Origin of the sequence: Methanosarcina acetivorans C2A (genome assembly GCF_000007345.1) — an archaeon.
Classification (GTDB): Archaea; Halobacteriota; Methanosarcinia; order Methanosarcinales; family Methanosarcinaceae; genus Methanosarcina; species Methanosarcina acetivorans.
This window is the reverse complement of record NC_003552.1, coordinates 3,386,926-3,409,713: the sequence shown is the minus strand read 5'-3', so window position 1 is coordinate 3,409,713 and position 22,788 is coordinate 3,386,926. Positions and strand designations below refer to the sequence as shown.

Here is a 22,788-nt window from a genome sequence, read left to right as displayed (position 1 = left end):
ATAACCAGTAGTATCTTATGTCCACAAATAGTTGAGTTCATTTGAAAATAGGTATGGAAAAAAGTTAGAATTGAACAGAGAAATAATCATGGAAAAGGATTATCATAAAGAAAATTTAGAGAAAATTGCGGAAAGGTTTTTCTCTATAGCTGAGCAAACAGGACAACTAATTTTCGATGGTGATCCAAAGACTGGCAAAATTGAATGGTATGGAGCTATTGAGGAATTTACTGGTTATACGCCAGAGAAATTTGGTAAAGTCGATCTGGAAGCCAGTAAGAGTTTAATTCATCCCGAAGAACAAGAAATGTTCTGGAACACTCTTATGAATTCTCTGAAGACTGGAGAGAAGTTTGAGCAGAAATTCAGACTCGAAAGAAAGAATAGAACTTATATTTATGTGGAATGCAGCTGTGTTTTCCTAAAAAATGAAAATAATCATGTATATAGAGCCATCGGTTTGCTTAAAAATATCACAGAAAGAGAGCATAACCAGGAAAAACTCAAGATAAGCGAAGAAAATCTCCTCAGATATTTGCAGAATTTCAGAGGGATTGGATTCCAGCTGGATGACAACTTTGATTTTGTGCTGCTGCACGGGGCCGTAAAGGAAATTACTGGCTACGAAGATAAAGATTTTTTTTCCGGAAAAATCCAGTTGGCTCAACTTGTGGATCCTGAAGATCGGAGCAATTTTTTTGAAAATCGAAGAAAATTGAGTACTGCATCAAACTATCTAGTTGAGCAAGAATACAGAATGCGAAACCGGAACGGGAATAGAGTATGGGTTTTTGAATCTATTCAAGTTATACACAGTATAGATCAGACAAGTAGACTTTATCAGGGCTTTATCCAGGATATTACCGAAAGAAAAATTGCAACGGAATCGCTTGACAGAGCTGAAAAACTCCGCAAAAAAGAAATCCACCACAGAATAAAAAACAACCTGCAGGTAATCTCCAGCCTCCTGGACTTAGAATGCGACAGCCTGCTTTCCGGGACTCCCGATCACAAAAAAATTGCTGAAGCATTTCGAGAAAGCCACAATAGAATCATATCGATGTCTGTCATTCACGAGGAATTGTATAACTCCAGAGACATGGAAACAATTAACTTCGCATCTTATCTTAAAAAATTAACAGATGATCTCTTCAAGTCATACAAAGTAGGAAATTCCGATATCAAACTTTACTTGGATGTGGAGGATTTCTTTTTTGAAATGGACAACGCAATCCCTTTGGGTATCATTGTCAATGAACTGGTTTCAAACTCCTTAAAATATGCATTTCCAGATGGAAGAAACGGGGAAATTCACATTGAACTTCAAGCTCTTGACGATAAAAAATCAAGCAATACTACTGCTGACTTTAGTATGCAAAATAACGTCGGACCCAGCAGTTATTTTAGGTTGACTGTTGGAGATAACGGAATTGGTTTTCCGGGATCCTTTGACTTTAAAAATATCAGTTCGCTAGGCTTACAACTTGTAAACACTCTTGTGGATCAAATCGGTGGTAGTATCGAAATTGGAAATGGGCCGGGGACGAAATATAATATACTGTTCAAAGATTCATAGAACTAAGGAAAATCTAAGATCATTTCACTGAAATCAGGCATCGAGAATCAAATCTCTACCGAGATTTATGATCGTTTAATCTGTGTGCACAATGAATAATATTTAAAATGTAATCACTATCGGGGTCGCGGGGATCAGTAATTGAAAGCAGGAAGCAGAGGGATAGCTTTTAAAAATTTGCGCAAACTGAGCAGATATACCCGCTTTGCCAGGTTGATCAATAACTCAGAACACGATCCCGGTCAAAGTAGGTGATAACTGTGATAATAAACGAATATAAAACTTTGTGGGAAAAATACTTTTTAAACTTCAGAAATGTTGCAAGCCCTCTCAGAAAGCCAGCTCTCTTCGACTGGTTATATAACAGTTATAGATGTCTGTACCTTTCTTGTGTGGATCCATCTCTAGTTTCCAGACTAACCGACCTCAAGACATGTCTGGCCATGATCGGTGTAGCTGTTGACGATTCATGCGATTATGCGCTTCTAAGAGAAAAAAACGGTGGAGATAAATTCAGCTATGAGATTCTAAGCATGCTGTACAATACGGATAAAATTGAATCTGGAGATTATATATTATTAGATGCCCATTTAACTAATAACATGTATATAAAAACTACTGTTGAGATTTATTCAGACTTAATTAAAAATCAAATAGCGTCGCTTCCGAGATACTGTGACTTTAGAGGTGAATTTCTCCTAGCAATGCGTAACGTTGCTGAATCAATGGAGTTTTCCTATCTTTTGAACAAGAATAAAATTGTATACCCATTCTCTCATGTTGTACGTAGCAGGGCTGCCTCCACAATGATCGAGACCCATTCCCTGCTCGACCTGATGTCTTCCAAAAATTTTGACACCTCTGAGCTTGGAAAAGCGATAGTCCTTTTCAAACAGGCGGATATCGTAGCAATGCTGAGTAATACGATTAATACATGGACAAGAGAAATAACCGAGAGAGATTATAGCTGTCCAGTAATTTCATTAGCTCTTGAAAAGAAGCTTATCAAGTTCAGCGATTTCGAGAGGGCAAGCGCAGAAAATCTGAAAGAGAAACTATCACCCGTATCAGAAATGATAGAAAATGAACTAGACAAGGCCATATTGTCAATGAAGGAATTCGCGGAGAATTCCGAGATAAAGAGTTTTGATACTTCTAAGTTTGTCAACAACTATGTGAACCTATATTGGCAGACCGATGCCATGAACTAACGTATCGATTTCAAAATTAATTTCACCAGATTAATTCATTTATTCAGGTGATACTTTCATTTTTTGTGCCAGCTCTCAACTGATTTTTTCAGTTTTCTTAAGTCCTCTTCCCTGGCTCTTTCTCACAATCATCATATGAACTACTCGCTTTAAAGGGCTTCCTGTTTCATCCCTCGAACATTGACTTGTTACCCCACTTTCCGCAGTAAATTTTCGCATATTCACATTTTTTCCTGCTATCGATTTTCAATAAAAAGTGGATTTATTGGACTTTTATGCAGGAGGTAAAGCAGCTATATGGTGTATCATAGAGACAAAAAAACGATATCATTCAATTTTCACCAAGTTCCATTAAAAGTCCAAATTAATTTGATTTGTTTCAAAAACGCTATCAGGGGAAATATTGATTTTTGAAAAAATACTGCGGAATGTGGGTTGTTACAGCTGTATTTCCACTAAATTTTTGTACGCACAGGTACATTAAGGAACATATTTAGCACCAGCAAAGCAATGATCTAATGGCAATTGGTGGATAAAATGGATTACGTACACGGATATTCGGATAGGGAAAATTCTCGGCTCTGTGATCAGGCGAGTACTTTGACTATGCTCCTGCATCATGATACTATATATCCTTCTGGAAGCAGAGTGCTTGAAGCCGGCTGTGGTGTGGGCGCACAGACGGTCATACTGGCAAGGAATAGCCCCAAAGCCAGCATCACATCCATCGATATTTCCGGAGAATCGGTCGAAAAAGCCAGATTGCTGACTGAAAAAGAAGGAGTGACGAATGTCAGCTTTCAGGTGGCGGATATCTTCGATTTGCCCTTTGAAGAAGAGACTTTTGACCATGTTTTCATATGTTTTGTACTCGAACACCTTAAAAACCCTCTGGATGCTTTATTGTCGGTGAAAAAAGTACTCAAAAAAGAGGGCACGATAACTGTCATAGAGGGAGATCACGGCTCAAGCTATTTTTACCCCAGGAGCGATGAAGCCATGCAAACAATAAAGTGCCTGATCAACATCCAGGAACTTTTGGGGGGTAATTCCCTCATAGGTCGGGAACTCTATCCGCTATTGAATCGAGCCGGTTTTAAAAGCGTGAGTATATCCCCAAGAATGGTGTACGTCGACTCGAGCAAGCCCGACCTGGTGGAAGGATTCACGAAAAACACTTTCAATGCAATGGTCGAAGGTGTCAGGGAACAGGCACTGGAACTAAAGATGATCGACGAAAAAACGTGGACTAAAGGTATTAATGACCTTTACCGGGCAGCTGGACAGGAAGGTACGTTTTGTTACACCTTCTTTAAAGGCACAGCTACCAAATAGCCCTGTCGTACGGTTTATACGGGCTTCGGCAAGCCCTGATAATTAATTTTTATATGGATGTCGGATAAAACGCATATGAAATTCTTCGAATAACATGCACAAAGAAATGAAAGTAGTTTTTTTCCTTCCCTTTTTATCGATCAACCTCATCATTCTCTTTGGCAGTAAGGTTGTACTTATTTTGGTTCTTCGAAGCCGTGATAAAACTAACCAGTGAATTGCCATCGAAGGCTCAAATGTGACTTTGATCACGGATGCTAAATTGGCCTTTGAGGCAATTCTACTGCCCAAATTAATTTGGTGATCTAATTTGGTGATCTAAATTGGTTGAGGTTATAAACAAAGCTTGTGGTTTAGACATTCACAAACTCTTTTTCATTGCTACAATCCTCAGTAGATCTGGTGAAAAACAGCAACAACATTTCTATAGAACCCCTGACGAAATATTAGCTTTTAAAAACTGGGTTATCTCAGAGAACTGTGACGTTGTTGCCTGTGAATCAACGAGTGACTTTTGGGTTCCGATTTATGATGCGTTGATAAAACATCTACCTGTTATAGTTGGAAATGCCCGAGATATGAAGGCGTTTACACACAAAAAAACAGATAAGATCGATTCCGAATTCATCGCACAACTTGCATTGAATAATATGGTTCAACCATCAAGAGTTTTCCCAAAAAACCATAGAACATTTCGTTCATGTATTCGGCTTCGCCATAACCTTGTACAAAAAAGAACAGATATAAAAAATGAAGCTCACGCCATACTCGCACCTGAGATGTTTAGTCTGAAGAATGTGCTAACAGATAGTTTTGGTAAGAGTGGTAGAGCAATTCTATCAGGAATTTGTTCAGGTAAAAGCGTTGACCAGATTATTGCAAACCTTTCTCCAAATGTTCGTAAGAAAAGTAATCAGATAAGGGAAATTCTGGACAGAGAAATCTCTCAAGATACTGCATTCAGGCTTCAAATCTGTCTGGATATCATAAAGCATCTTGACAATGAAATCAAAATTTTGGAAAAAGAAATTTTCAATTATGCTTATAAAAATCATAAGCAAGAAATGGAAATTTTAATGTCTGTTCCAGGAATAGGAGAACTTGGAGCAGCAACTCTTATTGCTGAAATAGGCGATTTCAAAGATTTTTCTTCAGGAGATAAGCTTGCTTCATGGCTTGGCCTAGTTCCGAAGGTGTACCAATCAGCGGATAAATACCATAACGGTAGAATCACTAAGAGAGGATCTAAGGAAGCAAGGTGGATCCTAACACAGATTGCCCAGGCAGCAGCAAGAACGAAAAATAGCAGGTTAAAAGAGTTTTTCAACAGAAAAAAGAAGTCGATTGGACATTCAAAGGCGATTATTGCCCTAGCAAGAAAAATTGCAACAATTATCTGGCATCTGATTACAAAAGAGGAGATGTATGAAGATGAAACTGGATATAAAAAGGGAGAAATTCAAAAGAGAAAGATAGGTGAGACTGAGATGTTCTCAGTTGATGAAAGGATCAAAATAATGAGTGAAATATACGTAATTGCGAGAAATGAAGAAAAAGAGAGTACGTGAGGAAGATCTCCTCATATACTTTCATGCTAAATAAGAACAATCATAAGGCTTATTTATGCTAACAACATTATGAAAAAGAGGGAAATTCTAGAAAAAATAATTTGGAAGTAATTCTATTTTCTTGAACGATTCCCAGTTAAAATAAGTTGCAGTTTAAAGACAATTAAAAAACGGCTATTAGCTTAGAAGTAGTTGGTAGGGGGCCGAGTCCCTATTCTCGGGGTCCCTACCTGCGATCCAACCCTAGATTGAGAGGAAACCCTTTAACCCTCAATCTACATCTATTTTATAATCATGTGGACATATATATCATAACCGCTCAAAAAAACCAATGAGTCTCTTTTTTTTTGAGGCTATTGAAAATTATTGTAGCAAACAAATTTTCAATGCCATTAAATAAAGGTAAAGGTCTCATGCTCAAGATATGATATTCTATCTTACCGATACCTATTCTATCAAATTGATTCATTCCCATTCTAACAATAACTACAATATTTGAATGTAGAAACTTATCTTGTTAGTCTCACAGCCTGTAAGAGTCAGCTGATTATTCAATTCTAATGGATAAAAGTAGATATTGCAGACATCAAAGAAGTGATTTTTAAAAACTTCAAAACGATTATTTATGTTGCTCTTGCCTTTGTCAGCTAAATTAAAGATATAATAAATTTAGAAATTTAGGAATTTAAGAACGGTCATAAGGTTTATTAAAAATAAATACATTATAAAAAAGAGTAAGTTAGTCTGAAAGTTAATTTGGAAGTATATTTCTTCTGGGTATTTTGCCTAAAAAAATCTAGTTTAATTACAATTGCCTAAAAAAATCTAGTTTAATTACAATTGCCTAAAAAAATCTAGTTTAATTACAATTGCCTAAAAAAATCTTAGTTTAATTACAATTGCCTAAAAAAATCTTAGTTTAATTACAATTGCCTAAAAAAATCTTAGTTCTAATTAATCCTTAGTTTAGGCAGGTAGGGTTCGAGTCCCTATTCTCGAGGTCCCTACCTGCGATCCAACCCTGGATTGAGAGGAAACCCTATTACTCTCAATCTACGATCTTTTATAACACTCAGCAATATATTATAACCTACTTAATAAACCTTTTGCAACCTTTTGGATAAGAGGATTATTTAGAAGATGCGGGAATTTTTTAAGGATATTTTTTAAGGGTATATCAAAATATATTTTCGAAGTACTCCATCATTTCCCGTTTAGGGTAGCAGTCATCGGTCTATCCCGCAGGATTAAGAGCTCCTGACTTGCAATTTTCCTCTGCTTGATCAGGAGCACATCAGGCTGCTTAAAAAAGAATAAGGGCAGCTGCCCTTCAGATTAGATAGGCTTTGAGAGGGGGAAAGCCGTTAAAATTCACAGAACAGTAACTCTGGGTGTAGGCTCCTGTTGTGAAAATGTAGGCGCGGTTTCCTTCTCTCATAGTATGGGGGAAGGAGTATTTATGGTGTTCATAGAGGATGTCCATGCTGTCGCAGGTTGGACCTGCAAGGATCACCTCTTCTGCACAACCTTTTTTGTCACAGAAAATCGGGTATTTGATGCACTCATCAAGGGTTTCAATAAGGCCACCGAACTTTCCGATATCAAGATAAACCCACTTGTACTGGTTGAACCTGGCCTTCTTGGAGATCATAACGACTTCACTTACGATTATGCCGGCATCGGCAACCAGAGATCTCCCCGGTTCGATAAGAATCTCGGGAAGTTCTTCTCCGAAGTCGTCGTGTAAAAAGCGGCGGATTTCCCTGGCATAGGTCTCAAGGTCGTTTGCCTGAGCCTGATATTTTGCGGGGAAGCCTCCCCCGAGGTTGATCATTTTCAGCTGAATTCCTTTTTCGGCTGCTGCTTCAAAAAGGTATTTGCACTTGGAGATTGCATTGTCCCACTGTCCGATATCTCTTTGCTGGGAACCTACGTGGAAAGAAAGCCCGTAGGGTTCAAGCCCTAGTTTTTCAGCTTTCAGAATAAGTTTGTATATAAGGTCAGGGTGAGACCCGAATTTTCTGGAAAGGGGCCAGTCTGCACCGTCGCTTTCGGTAAGGATCCTGAAAAAAACCCTTGAGCCGGGAGCTTCCCTGGATAATTTTTTTAAATCACTTTCTGAATCAGTAACAAAGAGCCTTACTCCTTTCTCATAGGCATAAGCTATATCCTTTTCTTTTTTGATGGTGTTTCCGTAGCTTATTCTTTCAGGCTCCACCCCGAGTCTCAGCACCTGATCAAGTTCGTAAATCGTCGCAACATCAAAATTGGAACCTTTGTCCTTCAGAGCAAGCACTACCCTATCCATAGGATTGGCCTTTACAGCATAGTGAATTTTTGCAAAAGGCATGTGCTCTACAAGTTCTTCATAACTTCTTTCTATTTTCTGAAGATCGATGACCAGAAATGGTGTTTCTTTATCCCGGGAGAATTTCTTGATTTTGTTAAAGTCTTCTCTTGGAATAAAATCCTCCAGCGGGAACTCATAAGACTCTTTTCTCATATCTACTCCCTTTTTTAACCTTAAATTCTTTGTAAGCAGGGTTGAAACTTTATTACTAACTGGGTAATAATTCTGTTGAGGTATATTTGGGCAGTTCTGTTTATAAATTTTTAGTGAAATCTGGATTTATTTCAGTTTTCAGATTTATAATTAATAATATGGATAATCCCTGAAATAAAACGAACCAAATTGGGTTTTATGTATATAAAACTAATTCTCGTTGAATATAAAGACTCAAAAAGCGCTAAAATCAAAGAATATTCATTATAAATAGTCCAATTTATAAAAAAAGATTCATTAAGCTTTATCAGGCAATTAAATCTCTCTATATTCTTTTTTTGCCTATTAAAAGTATTTGTTTTATCCCAAAATTATTTCGCTTTTTTAATTTCTTTTGTTGCAGCTATATGTCATACAGTGACTCGCTATTTTACTTCAACTTCCAATTTGTTTTATTTTACATGATCATTCCTCAATGCCAGAGTGGAATTGGAATTTATTCAATGTTTTACCTTTTGCGTCGTCTGTTGCAGTATAATGTATTGAAGTATCATGTATTGAACATTCAAACAGATTTTGTTCTGATAAATAATTTAAGGATACAACATTTAAAACTCAAAATTAGGCTCTCTGATAATAGAATTTAACAATTTCTTTGTGGATTCAATCTGTTCATCATTTCCATCTACTGCAAGCCAGATAGCGCCCTCAGCTCCACTTACTCCACCACCTGCAATCTGTTCTGCATTTGCACCAGTAAGAAGTGAAATTGCTTCGATTTCAGTGACAATTTCACCAGCTAAAGGTAATAAACGAGGTCCATGCGAACCTGGAGCATTTACTTTCCGTGCTAAATCATTTAAATCAGCATAAACACGTTTTTCAAGTCCACCAGGAAGTATCAGTCTGACACGTCGGCCTACAACTGCCTGAATAGATGCAACAGTAGTTCCGCCGTGGGGATCTCCGATGTAAATGCCTGCCTGTCCTTTTGGAAGGTTCAACGCATTAAAACCCTTTAAAATCACGTCTCCTTCCTTCAAATCATCCACAACGTTAAAAATAGTTTTTCCCTGCTTCCAGATACCATCCTTAATTACGACATCTCCTGGAAAACCAGTTTCATCTTTAATACGCCCGGAACTGGTTACGGGAACGCCAGGAGGAAGTACAACACCCCTGAAGAATTTTTTTCTTGAAAAATTTTCTGCTTGACCTATGGAAGACAATATTTCTTCAGCCACGTAACCATTTGTAGTTCCAGCAATTATAACAATGGTTCCGGATGCAAGAGATTCATTTACTGCTGGATGCTTTACCAGAGCTTTTGCTATTAATCTTTTTCCTGCTGCCGGGGTCATTAAAAACTGTTCCATTTATTTTCACCTCCAATCCTTGAGTCAGTTCCAAAATCTAGTGATAAAAGTAATGTAACATCATTACACAAAATAAATTATTTTGTAACTTGGGAACGATATTAAGACACAACACAATAGAATCCTGAATCCTTTTCTCAGTCAATCAAGCGTGAACGGTACATTATATTTGACAAGATAGGCTCATAATTAAGTTTTTTATGAATGAATTTTTGCACTTTTATACACGAAGTAAATTTGCTCCGTGAACTTCTTTAGTCGAGAAGCAAAAAACACTGAGAACGCTAATTAGTTTTGTAAGTAACATCAACCGAATATTATGGAATGACCAAATTTCACACCATGCCACTATTTACCTTTCTAAAAAAACCCTATTCGATTAACTGTTTTCCTGTAATTATAAATATCATCTAATTTTATAATAATCACTGGATAACTTACATACACAATCAGATAGGGAAATGGGGGGTAGAAATAGATGAAAAATAAGGATAATTTATCCTTAACACTTTTAGCTTCAACAGTCCTGCTTTGTTCCTTAATTATAGGCTCATCTGCAGCACAGACATCTGGTGAAGAAAACGCTTCGGATAATGGCCCATCGGCAAATAATGAGTTTCCGTATCCGCGCGGTACAGCCCCGCCATACGGGATGATGGGATGGGAGACCGGTACTCAATTTTTGACGGATAACGCTACGCTTGTCCACCTCGGATGGAGCACTTCCATAACGCCACAACAGTTTGTCGATAACATTCACAGAGGCAAAGAGCTGGGAATTCCGAAATATTTGGTAGCGACGAGCGGCCCGCAAATGACTTCTGAGAGTTTCTGGAAATCGGTCAAGGATATGGGCGTTACTGATGATGATTTCTATGGGGTTTATTTCCCTGATGAGGAAGGAAATCCTGCAACACTTATCACAATGAACACAGCTATGAAGAAATACTTCCCCAATGCGGTTGCCGGAGATTATTTAGGGGATATGCAGACCGGGCCTGAAGATGATGAATTTATTCCGGGCCTAGATGTTAGTTACTTCACCACCTACACGAAATTTCATCCTGAACGCCCGCATGCCTGGGTATATGGAAATCTTATTGCCAATGCCCCTGACTGGAAAAATAAGGGAAAAACAGTATATGTAACAACGGAAGCTTTCGGTCAGGCTGCTGAGGTGAATGCTCTGGACCCGGACCTGAACACTACGCAGAAAGTGGCTGACCGCCATGAAAGTCAGATTGTGATGGGAATTTTGGGCGGGGCGCAGGGTGTTTTCTCATATGCTTACAAATACGCAGAAGATACTCCCAGCTATACCGGATGGGCCAGCTTTAAGCCAAAATACGAACAGGTCTGGCCCTGGATTATGGAAGGAAACCGGACACTCCTGGAAACAAACGTAACCAGCGGCAGGACAGGTATAACTTCGGACCCGGGGGGGAGAATCGATGCGGTTACTGCTTATATGTTCACGGATACGGACGGCAGAAAATTGGTTGCATCATCGAGTATGCTCGATTTTACCGAAGCAAACGGCATGGCAAATAATGCAACAATTACCGGCGTGCCAGACGGGACGTATGATGTCTTGTGGGAGAACAGAACCGTGAACGTTGCTGATGGAACCATTACAGATACCTGGCAACCATACGAGTACCACTTCTACCAGTTAAAGACGGAGGACACAAACAATACAAACAACACAGACAACATAAACGGATAACACAGACGGAACACCTGTACCGGATAGCTTTAACTTACCGGAAGTTCCGGTTTGTTGTTACCAGTGGTTCCGGTTTACTGTTCCCAGTTCTCCGGTTTTGCTTCTTGCACCGGGGGTCGGCGGATCACTATCTCTGCTGACTCTCAACTCTTTCTCTTCTGCTACTGATTATTTTCCCGGTTTTAGCTTTCAATAACAGATTATTTATCAATCTAAGGATTATGCGACTCAGTCCCAAAATCTAGTGATAAAAGTAAGTGTAACATCACTACACAAAATTATAATCCTATAATTATGTAATGATGTTACGGCAGAAGCAATGGTGACTATAAATCTTACACTTAATAACTTTTCTGAGCTCCATGCTCTCTTAGACGTTTTTGGTTGTTTTGGAAACGATTATGAATATACTACACGAGGAATTTTTCGTAGAAAAATTCCTCCCGTCTGTTCAATTTGTAATACTCCAATGGTTCATAATGGCTATAATCCCCATACCAAAGACGGTCTTGGGGAAATCAACATTGGTCGGTATAAATGCTCAAACTGTGGTAGTACACACGAAGAAGATTATAGTTTTTGGGAAGATATGAAGACTTTACTTTTTGATACATTCAATGATTTTTTCCAGTTACTCAGATACCATAACGTTTCATATGATGGAATTTCTGATCTAATGGATTTCATATATCCAAGATCAAGAAGCACGATTTTTAGAGCATTCTACAAAGAAATGGAACAGGAAACTATTCCATATTCAGAAAATATACATATGGTGCATTATGACGAACAACATCCAAAAGAAGGAAGATGTCAGAAATACCGTTTAACTTTACTGGATGCAAAAGCTCAAAGAACGATAGCAGATGAACTTTTCAAAGATAAGAGTCCAGAAACCATCAAGAAATTTCTAAAGAAAAATCTTGATGCATCAGAGCCAGTGTTTATCGTTACGGATTTTGATAAGAGATACCCTGATATATTAAAGGAAATTTTTAGGGATAAGTTAGTCCATCAATATTGTTTGATGCATTTAAATAAGCTTATTGTTAATGATTTTCCAAAGAACACAACGATAGAACAGGAACTTTTGAAGTACAGGTTATTAAGTATATTTTATAATAGAGAGAATGAGATTAAATTTCTGCAAAAACTTCAATCTGAAGAACTCAACGTAATTAATAACAAAGAAAAGCATCAAGAATGGATTAAAAAAGCAAAAAAGGAATTTTGCCAGTATAGACATAAATTAAAGCTTGAAATCAGAAGAAAAAAGGAAAATCTTCCACGTAATAGTCTTGAAAAAGCAAAATATAACTTTGATAAATTAATGGAAAATATAAGAACATATGATGAAAAGGTTCAAAAACGATTGTGGATGATCAATAAACACTGGTTAAATCTTACTTTGTTCCATTATCTTCCAGGAGCGCCAGCGACAAATAACCCTATCGAAAGCTATTATTCAAAAAGTCTAAAAACGGATAACAAGAAGAAGTTTAGAACTGACAAAGGAATTGAAAATCGGATTAAACTTACTCAGATGAGAAGATTAAATTTACTTAAGAAACCACAAAAGTCATTTATGGAATTGTTCAGATTATTTTCTCCATTTAAGCTTTAGTAATATCTATTTTTGAGAGAGTAGTTCAGAATGACATAGCGGAGCGTGTCGATTTTAGTCAATAGGTTCAGTGAAAAATTACAGAAGTAAAAGAATTCTTTGGCAGAAACGCCAAAAAAATTGTTTCTCAAGGGTTATATTACAGTTTATTTAGGAAGTTAGCAGAGAAATTGAAGTTTAAAGGATGGAAAAAAATGAGAAATCACTAAATTATGGAATTGTGTCGATTATGCATATATTTTATAATAGCTAAATAAATAATATCCGCTGAAAGCTAAATCAGAAATCTGTTAGACCCTTTTAGTGACACTTGTGGGGATTGGATATGAAAAATAAAGCTCGGACAATATTTTTAGTTCTTTTAATTTTTGTTGCACTGGTGACAGTTGCATCGGCTGGAACGGAAACTCAGCTCACACAGGATGAGCGATTAACACAGCGCATGGCGATTTATGGTAGCTATGTTTTCTGGACAGAGCGTGCTGGGAATGATGTACATGCTTACGATCTAACTACCGGAAACCGAACGGATATTACCGGGAATTCGGCAGGAGGTAAAATTAATGCATACGGAGATAAGGTAGTATGGACCGGAGATAGTGAAACTGTTTATATGTACGACATTTCTACAGGAAATGAAACCCTGATAGCATCCGAACGTCGTGCCCCTGATATTTTCGGGAACTACATAGTCTATACTAATAACTATTATTATGGTCAGGATCACCAGAATGATGGGATTTATCTTTACGACCTCAATACTCACAATGAAACCAAAATCGCTGCGGTTTACAGCTTTCCTGCCATATACGGTAACAAAGTAGTTTGGTCGCCGGAGAACAGCAGCAATGCTTCTGATATCTACTTATATGACATATCTAATCAACAAACAGGCAAAATAACAACTACAAATAGCTCAATACCAGAATCCGAACTTGATATCTTCGGAAATGTCGTAGTATGGGCAGAATCAGGCAACGTATATATGCACGATATGGCTTCCAACAAAACAACTCAGGTTACCAGTAACGTAAGTGCATACCAGCCTTCAATCTACGGTAACTGGATTGTATATATGATAGGTGATCCTTATAGTGGGGGGAATAAAGACATCTATATGTATGAGATACCTGCTGCCAGGACAACCCGCATAACTAACAGTACCCATGCATTCAATCCGTCCGTCTACGGCGATAAAATCGTATATGCAGATTGTCGCAATAATCCGGAATTTTGTGAAGCAAGAGATATTTATCTGTATGATCTCTCAAACACATCGAATAATCTTGTCGCAAATTTCACCGGCAATGTTAGCACGGGAACTGCGCCTTTAAACGTCTCTTTTTCTGACACCAGTACGGGGACACCGGATACGTGGTTCTGGGGCTTCGGGGATGGCGAGATTTCAAACGAACAGAACCCGGCTCATACTTATTTATCAGCAGGAAACTATACAGCCTGTCTGACAGTAAGCAATGAAAACAGTACTGATTCGAAGTTAGCTACAATAAATGCAAAATAAGTATGATAGAAGGATAAATAAATATAAAATAAGTGTAATAAAAGATTCCAGCGGCAATATAAATATCAGATAGATATAATAAAAAAATCCTGCGACAGAAGTTGTGGAGGAAGCAGTCACAGTAACTTGGTGGTGATGCCTTTGGCTCCTGACAGATGGGCAGGTTCACCCTCATTAATTCATTTTTAACATATGTCTTTTTTCTATCTTTCTGCCAGTGTTTTAGAAATCTGTTCCCCGTATGGTTACGGCATGACAAAAGCAAGGAACACCGCAATCTATGGAGTAGAGTTTTTATACACGGAAAGAATCAAAAATCAGGAGCACTTTTAACTATGAGTCCTTAATGCTCTATTACGAGTCCTGCATGTTTAACTACAGGTCTCAGTGCTGCTCATGCTGCTCAATGCTGGTCAATGCTTATTACACTGATGCTTAATTACAAATCCTGACGATTAACCAGGAGTCCTATCCATTCTCCAGAGGCCTCCAGATGCAGGGCTTTCTGATTTTTATACTTAAGTACAATTTAAACTGTCTATTGAGGAATACTGATGAACGAGCCACTAAAAACAATAAGGGAAACAAAACCCCTGATTCATCACATCACCAACTGGGTAACTATTTACGAATGCGCAAATATGACAAGAGCTTTCGGCGCTCTTCCTGTAATGGCACATGCCCCTGAAGAATGTGCTGACATGACAAAGATCTCGTCGGCTCTCGTACTCAATATCGGAACCCTGACATCCGAAATCATAGATTCCATGCTGCTTTCCGCTGCCGCTGCAAACGAAAGGGATATCCCGGTGGTACTTGATGCGGTCGGCGTTGGGGCTACGAAATTCAGGGACGAAATGGCTGCAAAAATCCTTGCTTCGGTCCACATTGACATCATTAAAGGCAATTACTCTGAAATTGCAAAACTTGCAGGCGAAAACGCTGAAACAAAAGGAGTTGAAGCAACCTCGATTGATGCCGACCCTGCAAAAGTTGCAAAAGCATTCGCAAAAGCTGAATCCTGCGTTGTGGTAATGACAGGAAAAGAAGACATAATAAGTGACGGAGACAGGACCTTTATCGTGAAAAACGGGCATGAACTGATGGGATCAATTGTGGGGACCGGATGCATGGCTGCCTCTATAGTCGGTTTATTTGCTGCGGTCAATCGGGACTACTGTGATGCTGCCAAAGACGCTTTATGCTATTTCGGAGCCTCAGGAGAACTGGCAGCTGCAAAATCCAGCGGCCCCGGAAGTTTCAAGGTTCACCTCTATGACGAAGTGTTCAACCTGTCAGATGAGAAAGTAAAGAGTATGAAGAATTTCGAAGAAAAATGAATCTGAAAAAAGAACTTCCCCGGTTTGTTGAATCGGCCTGGATACTATTCAGGCGCCCTTCAAGCGCCTCCCTGCCAGTGACTCATCCAGTAAATCCTGAATGAAATCTCCCTATTATTTAGTTCCATGTCCAGGCAACCGGACCCCTATCTTTGAAGAAATGAAGACATAAATATCAGGCACTGAAAAGCCGATTATTACAATATTACCAATTTACCGGTTGGCTCCCAATTATTTCTAAAAGACGTACCCTGAATGGGCTGAAGTATTATGAACCAGAAAAATTCCAATCCGAAAAATCCTCCCCGGAAAATTTCCCTTTTAAAACAGATCGACTTTTACCTTGTAACTGACTCCGGACTCTCAAAGAAAGGAACTTTATCCGATGTGAGAGAAGCAGTTGACGCAGGCTGCAAGATTGTTCAGTACCGGGAGAAAAACAAAAGCACAAAAGAAATGATCGACGAAGCATCCGAAATTAAGAGAATCTGCGGGGATAGAGCAATATTTCTTGTAAATGACCGGATTGACGTTGCTCTGGCAGTTGATGCGGATGGAGTCCACATAGGCCAGGACGACATGCCTATTGAAATCGCAAAAAAACTCTTGGGCCCGGAAAAGATTATCGGCCTCACTGTCCACAACGTCGAAGAAGCACTAGAAGCCGAGAGAAATGGGGCTGATTATGTGGGCCTTGGCTCCATCTTCGATACCTCAACAAAAAAGGATGCAGGAAAGGGGATCGGTCCTGCCAGCATAAAGGAAGTAAAAAACGCAATAAAAATTCCAGTCGTCGCTATTGGAGGAATAAACAGGGAAAACTGCATACCTGTGGTTGAAAACGGAGCTGACAGCTTTGTTGCAATTTCTGCAGTAGTTTGCAGCGACGATGTAAAAAGGGAAACCAGGAAGTTTATTGAGATTATTCGGGAAATAAAAAATTCAGGCCGACAATAATCAGCAGTTTAAGGTTATTTTGTTCCCGGGTCTTCGGAACTCGAATCTTTCATTTTTCTCTTCCTGTGTCGTACAGAGTTGGAGCCGGCCTGTTAGCAGAGAAATACCTTTTTTTGGCCCCAAGGCCATTTCTCCTGAATATAGAACGCCTCCGTCAGCTTGCCTGACGGCTCTTCCTGGTTTTCTACTTATTTTTCTCTTCTTGGCATGAAATTACTTGATTTGAAAAGCGTTTTCATTACTTTGTGCCTGTTATTTGAAGAATTTCATGTTGGGTTTTGCATTTTGGAAAAGACCTCTCTCCTGCGTCTCTTTACTTTACCATTGTTTTAGTTAGCCCTCGTGAGCGTAGCTCATTTCTTCCCACGAATAGTCGTTTTAGCGAAACTCCTGATTTTTACCTGCAAACTAGTCCGCTTGAGCGCAGCGAAACGGACTGCGTACTGTTGCGATTACAGCGCAACTCCCAGAAAATCTCCGATTCCCTGCGATCCCGAGGCGCAATTCGGGCTGCAGAACTGCAACTCTGCCGGGACGAGAACGACAAGATACGGCGAATAAGGTTGTAAGGGTGATACAAATTGTAATCTCAATTTTGTGTCAGGCTTAATGGAATGCCTGCCTGCCGGCCCCATCCCATTTCCAGGGCTCGTCAAGGATATTGACAGTAACGTTTTCTATCCCTTTAATGCCCATGACCTTTCTCTTTACCTGATTTCTAAAATATTCGATCATGGGACAGGCACTCGTTGTCAATACAAGGTTTACATCTACATTTGTCCCGTTCACAGTGACTTCCTTGACAAAACCCAGGTTGACGATATCTATTCCAACTGCAGGATCGATCACGTCTTTTAGCAAGGAATAAATCTGCTCATCTTTTTTGACGGAGGGGTTTTCTGAGCTTACAAAGGATACCGGCACGGGAGTGGTGGATGCTTTTTCATGAGCCTGAAACCGTTCCTCCAACCTGCTCATGCGGTCAAGCACCTGACTTATTACGGTAAGCACGGGGTCAGGCAGTTTATTGTGGTCCAGCTGCTCTGAGGGTGCGGACGGCTGTGGCGTTCCTGCAATCCTGGCAGGGACGCCGACTACGGTGGCTTCGGGTGGAACTGAGCGAACCACAACCGAACCGGCACCTACTTTTGCCCCTCTTCCTATCGTAATCGGTCCGAGTACGATTGCACCTGAGCCGAGAACCGCATTATTTTCAACAGTGGGGTGTCGCTTTTTCTTCTCAAGGGCAGTCCCTCCGAGCACGACTCCCATGTATATGAGGACGTCATCCCCTACTTCGGCAGTTTCTCCTATTACCACTCCTGATCCGTGGTCAATAAATACCCGCTTCCCCAGCTTTGCTCCCGGATGGATTTCAATGCCCGTGAGCGCCCTTGAGATATGAGATGTCAAACGGGCGAGAAACAAGAGGTCTTTGTTCCAGAGCGAGTGGGCTACTCGGTGCATCCAGATAGCATGCAGCCCCGGATAGCAGCAGAGCACCTCGAGTGTTGACCTTGCAGCTGGGTCTTTTTCGAAAACTGTTTTTATATCTTCCCTGATTCCCATTTGAATCTTCCAGTATGGTTGAAAGTAAGTAGGTCAAATAGTTCAGTTGAGTAAAGAAGTTAATAAATCAATCAAGTAGTTCAGTCAAGTAAAGAAGTTAATAAATCAATCAAATAGTTCAGTCGAGTAAAGAAGTCAATAAATCAATTAAATAGTTCAGTCGAGTAAAGAAGTCAATAAATCAATCAAATAGTTTAGTCAAATAACCATTAATAGCTCAGTCAAACAGATCAGTCAAACAGATCAGCTAAACAGATCGGTGCTCAGATAACGCTCTCCGGTATCCGGCAGGATGACAACAATTGTCTTTCCGCTCATCTCTTTCCTGGATGCTACCTGCAGGGCTGCGCATGTAGCCGCTCCTGAAGATATGCCTGCAAGAATGCCTTCTTCCCTTGCCAGCCTTCTTCCCGTGGAAATAGCTTCATCTGCAGATACTTTGATAATTTCATCAACAAGACCAAGCTGAAGGACATCCGGGATAAAACCTGCACCTATTCCCTGGATCCTGTGTGGGCCCGGGCTTCCGCCGCTGAGTACGGGAGATTCGGTAGGTTCGACTGCAATAGCCCTGAAACCGGTTTTCCTTTTCTTGAGGACTCCGGCAATACCTGTGATTGTCCCTCCGGTCCCCACGCCTGCTACGAGAACATCCGCTTTCCCATCCGTATCTCTCCAGATCTCCTCGGCAGTTGTCCTGCGGTGGGCCTCAGGGTTTGCAGGGTTCTGAAATTGCTGGGGCATATAGTAAAGAGTGGGGTCTGCTGAAGCCATCTGTTCCGCTTTATTGACTGCCCCTTTCATCCCTTCGGGGCCCGGGGTCAGGACGAGTTCTGCGCCCAGAGCTTTCAGCAGCTTTCTTCGTTCTATGCTCATCGTCTCAGGCATAACAAGGATGAGTTTATAGCCACGGGCAGCACACACTCCTGCAAGGGCTATTCCGGTGTTCCCGCTTGTGGCTTCAACAATTGTGGTGCCTTCTTTGATTTTTCCCTCACGTTCGGCTTCCTCAAGCATTGCCAGTCCGATTCTGTCCTTTACACTCCCCATCGGGTTAAAGGACTCTACCTTAACCAGCACATCCGTATGAAGACCCTTCGTGATGTGGTTTAAACGGACAAGCGGTGTGTTTCCGATTGTCCATGTTATGTCTGAATAGATTTGACCCATCTCTTTCACCGTTTCATTTATCATTTTTCTGAAATTTGCCGTTCTCCACAGCTTATTTTGGCCTGAATTTATCCTCATCATAAACTGATAAAATGAGTGTACAGGAAATTCACAATTGTGAATTACATATGATCTTGGATATAAAGTTATCGCGCAAGCGGTGTAAGGCAATGAACCGAAAGGGAAAAAAGCAGGAATAAAAAAGGCATCTGGAATCATCACGAAGGGGACCGGAACGAAATGAAAGTTTAAAAATGGAGTGATAAAATGGACTTATGAAATGGACTTATTAAACAGACAGATGGAATGAACTTATGAAATGGACTTACTAAACAGACAGATGGTATGGATCTATGATATGAATTTATGAAGTGGACTTACTAAACAGACTGATTTAAGTGAACTTATTCAAAACCAGAATACTCATTTCTTTCAGTTTACTTATTAGTTTTCAGTTCATTTTTCGTTTTCAGTTCATTTTTCGTTTTCAGTTCACTTATTAGTTTTCAGTTCATTTTTCGTTTTCAGTTCACTTATTAGTTTTCAGTTCATTTTTCGTTTTCAGTTCACTTATTAGTTTTCAGTTCATTTTTCGTTTTCAGTTCACTTTTCGTTTTCAATTACTCTTCATACGTCTTCGGTTAAGTGAGGAATCGTGATAAATTGCCTCCATTCTCACAACAGTTGCTGATAATTTTAATGTGTTGTGGACTGGAACTGTGTGTCGATTTCATGTAAAAAGGCCAAAATTTAAGGCAGCCTTTTGGTGCAAAATCGATAGCTTTCAGGCAAGAAAATTTCTTAACCGATGACCAATGAATTACTCTTCAGTTTTCTTCTCTTCAACTGCCGGTTCTTCGGAAACGCAGGTGCTACTGCAGCTGCCTCCAATCCCTCTTGCACTTGTACAGATCTGGCAGATCCTCGGAACAAAGTCTTCGACTTTGTTGTCAATTAAGTCCTGAGCAAGTTTTTCGATCATTTCTTTCGTCTCACCCTGGAACTCAATCCTGTATCCCCCTTTTCCCGAAATATACTGGGAAACTGCCGACGGGGCAATCCCCAGCAGCTTTGCGGAAGCTGCCTGTGACTGTCCTTTATTTACAAGTTCGATTGCAAGACTGGCCCTTATTGCGGGGACCAGATCCCACACAATCTTCTGACACGGAGTTTCCATAATCATCATCACTTATTGAGGTTTTACAATTGAGAACAAATATAACCCATGTACATATATATTTATTATCAGTACGAAAAATAATAATAAGATTGTCCCGCAAGGCAATAATTTTAGGGTAACTGCTGCATTTAAGAGGTTTCGTTTTCTGCGGCAGGGTATTTTTCAGGATAAAACTTAAATAGTCACAATTGTTAATACATGTCACAATTGTGAAGGTGAAGATGTGACAATTGAAAACAGAACCGTTTACATGGATAACTCTGCTACGACTCCCGTAAGAAAAGAAGTGGTTGAGGAGATGCTCCCCTACCTTACTGAGAACTTCGGAAACCCTTCTTCCATCTATGAACTCGGGAAAATCTCAAAACATGCAGTGGAAAATGCAAGAAAAAGGGTTGCAGATGCCATAGGGGCTGAAGAAAATGAAATCTATTTCACATCCGGAGGCACCGAGTCCGACAACTGGACAGTAAAGGGGGTAGCTTTTGCAAATAAAAACAGAGGAAAACACATAATCACCTCATCAATCGAACACCACGCAGTCCTGCACGCCTGTGCCTGGCTTGAAGGGCAGGGGTTTGAGGTAACATATCTTCCGGTTGACCGGTATGGGATGGTCTCACCGGAGGAACTGAAGAATGCAATCCGGGACGATACGATTCTCATTTCCATAATGCTTGCAAACAATGAAATCGGGACAATTCAGCCTGTCGAAGAAATCGGAAAAATCTCAAGGGAAAACAGTATATATTTCCATACGGACGCTGTGCAGGCAATAGGCCATGTCCCTATAGATGTCAAAAAAATGAATGTTGACCTCCTATCCCTTTCAGGGCACAAATTTGGCGGACCAAAGGGCTGCGGAGCACTTTACATAAGGAAAGGGACAAAAATCGAGGCTTTTCTCCATGGAGGGGCTCAGGAAAGAAAACGCAGGGCAGGCACCGAGAACGTACCCTCCATCGTGGGCCTCGGAAAAGCTATAGGGCTTGCAACAGGCGAAATGGAGGAAACAAATAAACCCCTGCTGGAAATGAGAGAACGCTTGATTAAAGGCCTCCTGCAGATCCCGAAAACCCACCTGAACGGGCACCCAACAGAAAGGCTTGCAAACAACGTAAATGTCACTTTTGAATACATTGAGGGAGAGTCTCTCCTGCTGCTCCTGAACGCAAAGGGAATTTTTGCATCCACGGGAAGCGCGTGTAATTCTACTTCTCTTGAACCTTCGCACGTGCTTACAGCCTGCGGAGTTCCTCATGAAATCGTCCACGGTTCCCTGAGATTGAGCCTCGGAAGGATGAATACCCTGGAAGATGTGGACAGGGTACTTGAGGTTCTCCCCGAGATTGTTCAGAAGCTCAGAAATATGTCGCCATTGACCCCTCAGGAATACAGAGCTCTTTGAACAACCGGAAATGAATAAACGGGAATTTTTAAACAAAAAATTCTGGGATATCGGAACAAAAAATTCTGGGATATTTTAACAAAGATCGGGGATATTTTAACAAAAAGGAACCCGGATAAGTAAACGTTTTGGATTCAGAAATCAAAAAACAGTATTGGAGATAAATTCATGGATTACAGCGCTAAGGTGTTAGACCATTTTTCAAACCCGAGAAACATGGGGAGTATTGCGAACTGCGACGGAGTGGGAGAGGTCGGGAACGCAAAGTGCGGAGATATAATGAAGATCTTTCTCAAGGTCGAAGGGGACAGGATCGTTGACGTGAAGTTCCAGACCTTCGGATGCGGGGCTGCAATTGCATCAAGCAGCATGGCAACCGAACTTATCAAAGGAAAAATCCTGAAAGAAGCCTGGGAACTTTCGAATAAAGCAGTTGCAGAGGCACTTGACGGGCTCCCTCCGATAAAAATGCACTGTTCCATGCTTGCGGAAGAGGCAATCCATGAGGCAATTAACGACTATCTGCAGAAAAAAGGGCTTGAGCCCTGGGACTGAATGAGCCTAGGCTGGATTAAGAAATAGACTCACTTTGAAAAATCAGACCACTTTAGAAAACTAAGCCACTTTAAAAAACGAAGTAATTACAGAAAAAAAGTTACTTTGAAGATGAAATCACTTTAAAAAAGAAGTCGCTTTGAGAATTAAGTCACTTTAAAAATGAAA

Annotated in this window: 16 protein-coding genes; 11 read left to right on the top strand and 5 right to left on the bottom strand. The window is 40.1% G+C overall.

Translation table 11 applies throughout. From position 1 onward, the window contains the following. Positions 1 to 88: 88 nt before the first annotated feature. The 4 genes from MA_RS14295 to MA_RS14280 all read left to right on the top strand — a co-directional run bounded on the left by MA_RS14295 (position 89) and on the right by MA_RS14280 (position 5,690). Positions 89 to 1,576: a sensor histidine kinase gene (locus MA_RS14295; protein ID WP_048065504.1), complete on the top strand. Its 1,488-nt coding sequence runs from the start codon at positions 89 to 91 to the stop codon at positions 1,574 to 1,576. Positions 1,577 to 1,836: 260 nt separating this feature from the next. Beyond that, positions 1,837 to 2,787, top strand: a complete 951-nt coding sequence (locus tag MA_RS14290) for a hypothetical protein (protein ID WP_048065503.1) — start codon at positions 1,837 to 1,839, stop codon at positions 2,785 to 2,787. Positions 2,788 to 3,324: 537 nt separating this feature from the next. Continuing rightward, on the top strand, positions 3,325 to 4,122 hold the full coding sequence (locus tag MA_RS14285; RefSeq protein ID WP_048065502.1) for a class I SAM-dependent methyltransferase: 798 nt from the start codon (positions 3,325 to 3,327) through the stop codon (positions 4,120 to 4,122). A gap of 323 nt (positions 4,123 to 4,445) precedes the next feature. Beyond that, positions 4,446 to 5,690: an IS110-like element ISMac14 family transposase gene (locus MA_RS14280; protein ID WP_011022688.1), complete on the top strand. Its 1,245-nt coding sequence runs from the start codon at positions 4,446 to 4,448 to the stop codon at positions 5,688 to 5,690. A gap of 1,330 nt (positions 5,691 to 7,020) precedes the next feature. Here the strand turns inward: MA_RS14280 and MA_RS14275 are convergent. Both MA_RS14275 and MA_RS14270 read right to left on the bottom strand, forming a co-directional pair. Further along, on the bottom strand, positions 7,021 to 8,193 hold the full coding sequence (locus MA_RS14275; protein WP_011022687.1) for a type III PLP-dependent enzyme: 1,173 nt from the start codon (positions 8,191 to 8,193) through the stop codon (positions 7,021 to 7,023). Between the two features lie 608 nt (positions 8,194 to 8,801). After that, the gene (locus MA_RS14270; protein ID WP_011022686.1) at positions 8,802 to 9,569 is read right to left on the bottom strand and encodes a hypothetical protein; all 768 of its coding nucleotides are present in this window, start codon (positions 9,567 to 9,569) and stop codon (positions 8,802 to 8,804) included. Between the two features lie 478 nt (positions 9,570 to 10,047). Between MA_RS14270 and MA_RS14265 the strand changes: the two genes are divergently transcribed. The 5 genes from MA_RS14265 (at position 10,048) to thiE (ending at position 16,738) form a co-directional block, all read left to right on the top strand. Then, complete coding sequence (locus MA_RS14265; protein ID WP_011022685.1) at positions 10,048 to 11,295, top strand: hypothetical protein; 1,248 nt, start codon at positions 10,048 to 10,050, stop codon at positions 11,293 to 11,295. 319 nt (positions 11,296 to 11,614) lie between these two features. Then, entirely contained in the window at positions 11,615 to 12,919 is a 1,305-nt protein-coding gene (locus MA_RS14260) for an ISNCY-like element ISMac19 family transposase (protein WP_011020207.1), read from the top strand. A gap of 325 nt (positions 12,920 to 13,244) precedes the next feature. Continuing rightward, complete coding sequence (locus MA_RS14255) at positions 13,245 to 14,441, top strand: PKD domain-containing protein (protein WP_048065501.1); 1,197 nt, start codon at positions 13,245 to 13,247, stop codon at positions 14,439 to 14,441. Between the two features lie 554 nt (positions 14,442 to 14,995). Continuing rightward, positions 14,996 to 15,781, top strand: a complete 786-nt coding sequence (gene thiM, locus MA_RS14250) for a hydroxyethylthiazole kinase (RefSeq protein WP_011022683.1) — start codon at positions 14,996 to 14,998, stop codon at positions 15,779 to 15,781. 270 nt (positions 15,782 to 16,051) lie between these two features. Then, positions 16,052 to 16,738, top strand: a complete 687-nt coding sequence (thiE, locus tag MA_RS14245; RefSeq protein WP_011022682.1) for a thiamine phosphate synthase — start codon at positions 16,052 to 16,054, stop codon at positions 16,736 to 16,738. 606 nt (positions 16,739 to 17,344) lie between these two features. On the opposite strand, the gene cysE is transcribed toward thiE, so the two are convergent. From cysE to MA_RS14230, 3 genes are all read right to left on the bottom strand, one after another. After that, positions 17,345 to 18,307, bottom strand: coding sequence for a serine O-acetyltransferase (cysE, locus tag MA_RS29450; protein ID WP_011022681.1), 963 nt, complete (start codon positions 18,305 to 18,307; stop codon positions 17,345 to 17,347). A gap of 243 nt (positions 18,308 to 18,550) precedes the next feature. Next, positions 18,551 to 19,477, bottom strand: coding sequence for a cysteine synthase A (gene cysK / locus MA_RS14235; protein WP_011022680.1), 927 nt, complete (start codon positions 19,475 to 19,477; stop codon positions 18,551 to 18,553). An 820-nt stretch (positions 19,478 to 20,297) separates the two neighbouring features. Continuing rightward, entirely contained in the window at positions 20,298 to 20,663 is a 366-nt protein-coding gene (locus MA_RS14230) for a transcriptional regulator (protein ID WP_226990605.1), read from the bottom strand. Between the two features lie 223 nt (positions 20,664 to 20,886). Here MA_RS14230 and nifS point away from each other — a divergent pair, with 223 nt between their 5' ends. Next, positions 20,887 to 22,065 (top strand): cysteine desulfurase NifS, encoded by a 1,179-nt coding sequence (nifS, locus tag MA_RS14225; RefSeq protein WP_011022678.1) that lies wholly within the window; start codon positions 20,887 to 20,889, stop codon positions 22,063 to 22,065. Positions 22,066 to 22,233: 168 nt separating this feature from the next. Then, positions 22,234 to 22,620, top strand: coding sequence for a Fe-S cluster assembly scaffold protein NifU (gene nifU, locus MA_RS14220; protein ID WP_011022677.1), 387 nt, complete (start codon positions 22,234 to 22,236; stop codon positions 22,618 to 22,620). The last annotated feature ends 168 nt before the right edge of the window (positions 22,621 to 22,788 follow it).

Excerpts from the sequence above, each read along its gene's own strand:
- MA_RS14260 (WP_011020207.1), top strand. The coding sequence starts at position 11,615 with ATGGTGACTATAAATCTTACACTTAATAACTTTTCTGAGCTCCATGCT.
- cysK (WP_011022680.1), bottom strand. The coding sequence starts at position 19,477 with ATGGGTCAAATCTATTCAGACATAACATGGACAATCGGAAACACACCG.
- MA_RS14285 (WP_048065502.1), top strand. The coding sequence starts at position 3,325 with ATGGATTACGTACACGGATATTCGGATAGGGAAAATTCTCGGCTCTGT.
- MA_RS14255 (WP_048065501.1), top strand. The coding sequence starts at position 13,245 with ATGAAAAATAAAGCTCGGACAATATTTTTAGTTCTTTTAATTTTTGTT.
- thiE (WP_011022682.1), top strand. The coding sequence starts at position 16,052 with ATGAACCAGAAAAATTCCAATCCGAAAAATCCTCCCCGGAAAATTTCC.
- MA_RS14230 (WP_226990605.1), bottom strand. The coding sequence starts at position 20,663 with ATGATGATTATGGAAACTCCGTGTCAGAAGATTGTGTGGGATCTGGTC.
- MA_RS14270 (WP_011022686.1), bottom strand. The coding sequence starts at position 9,569 with ATGGAACAGTTTTTAATGACCCCGGCAGCAGGAAAAAGATTAATAGCA.
- thiM (WP_011022683.1), top strand. The coding sequence starts at position 14,996 with ATGAACGAGCCACTAAAAACAATAAGGGAAACAAAACCCCTGATTCAT.
- nifU (WP_011022677.1), top strand. The coding sequence starts at position 22,234 with ATGGATTACAGCGCTAAGGTGTTAGACCATTTTTCAAACCCGAGAAAC.
- MA_RS14295 (WP_048065504.1), top strand. The coding sequence starts at position 89 with ATGGAAAAGGATTATCATAAAGAAAATTTAGAGAAAATTGCGGAAAGG.
- cysE (WP_011022681.1), bottom strand. The coding sequence starts at position 18,307 with ATGGGAATCAGGGAAGATATAAAAACAGTTTTCGAAAAAGACCCAGCT.
- MA_RS14275 (WP_011022687.1), bottom strand. The coding sequence starts at position 8,193 with ATGAGAAAAGAGTCTTATGAGTTCCCGCTGGAGGATTTTATTCCAAGA.
- MA_RS14265 (WP_011022685.1), top strand. The coding sequence starts at position 10,048 with ATGAAAAATAAGGATAATTTATCCTTAACACTTTTAGCTTCAACAGTC.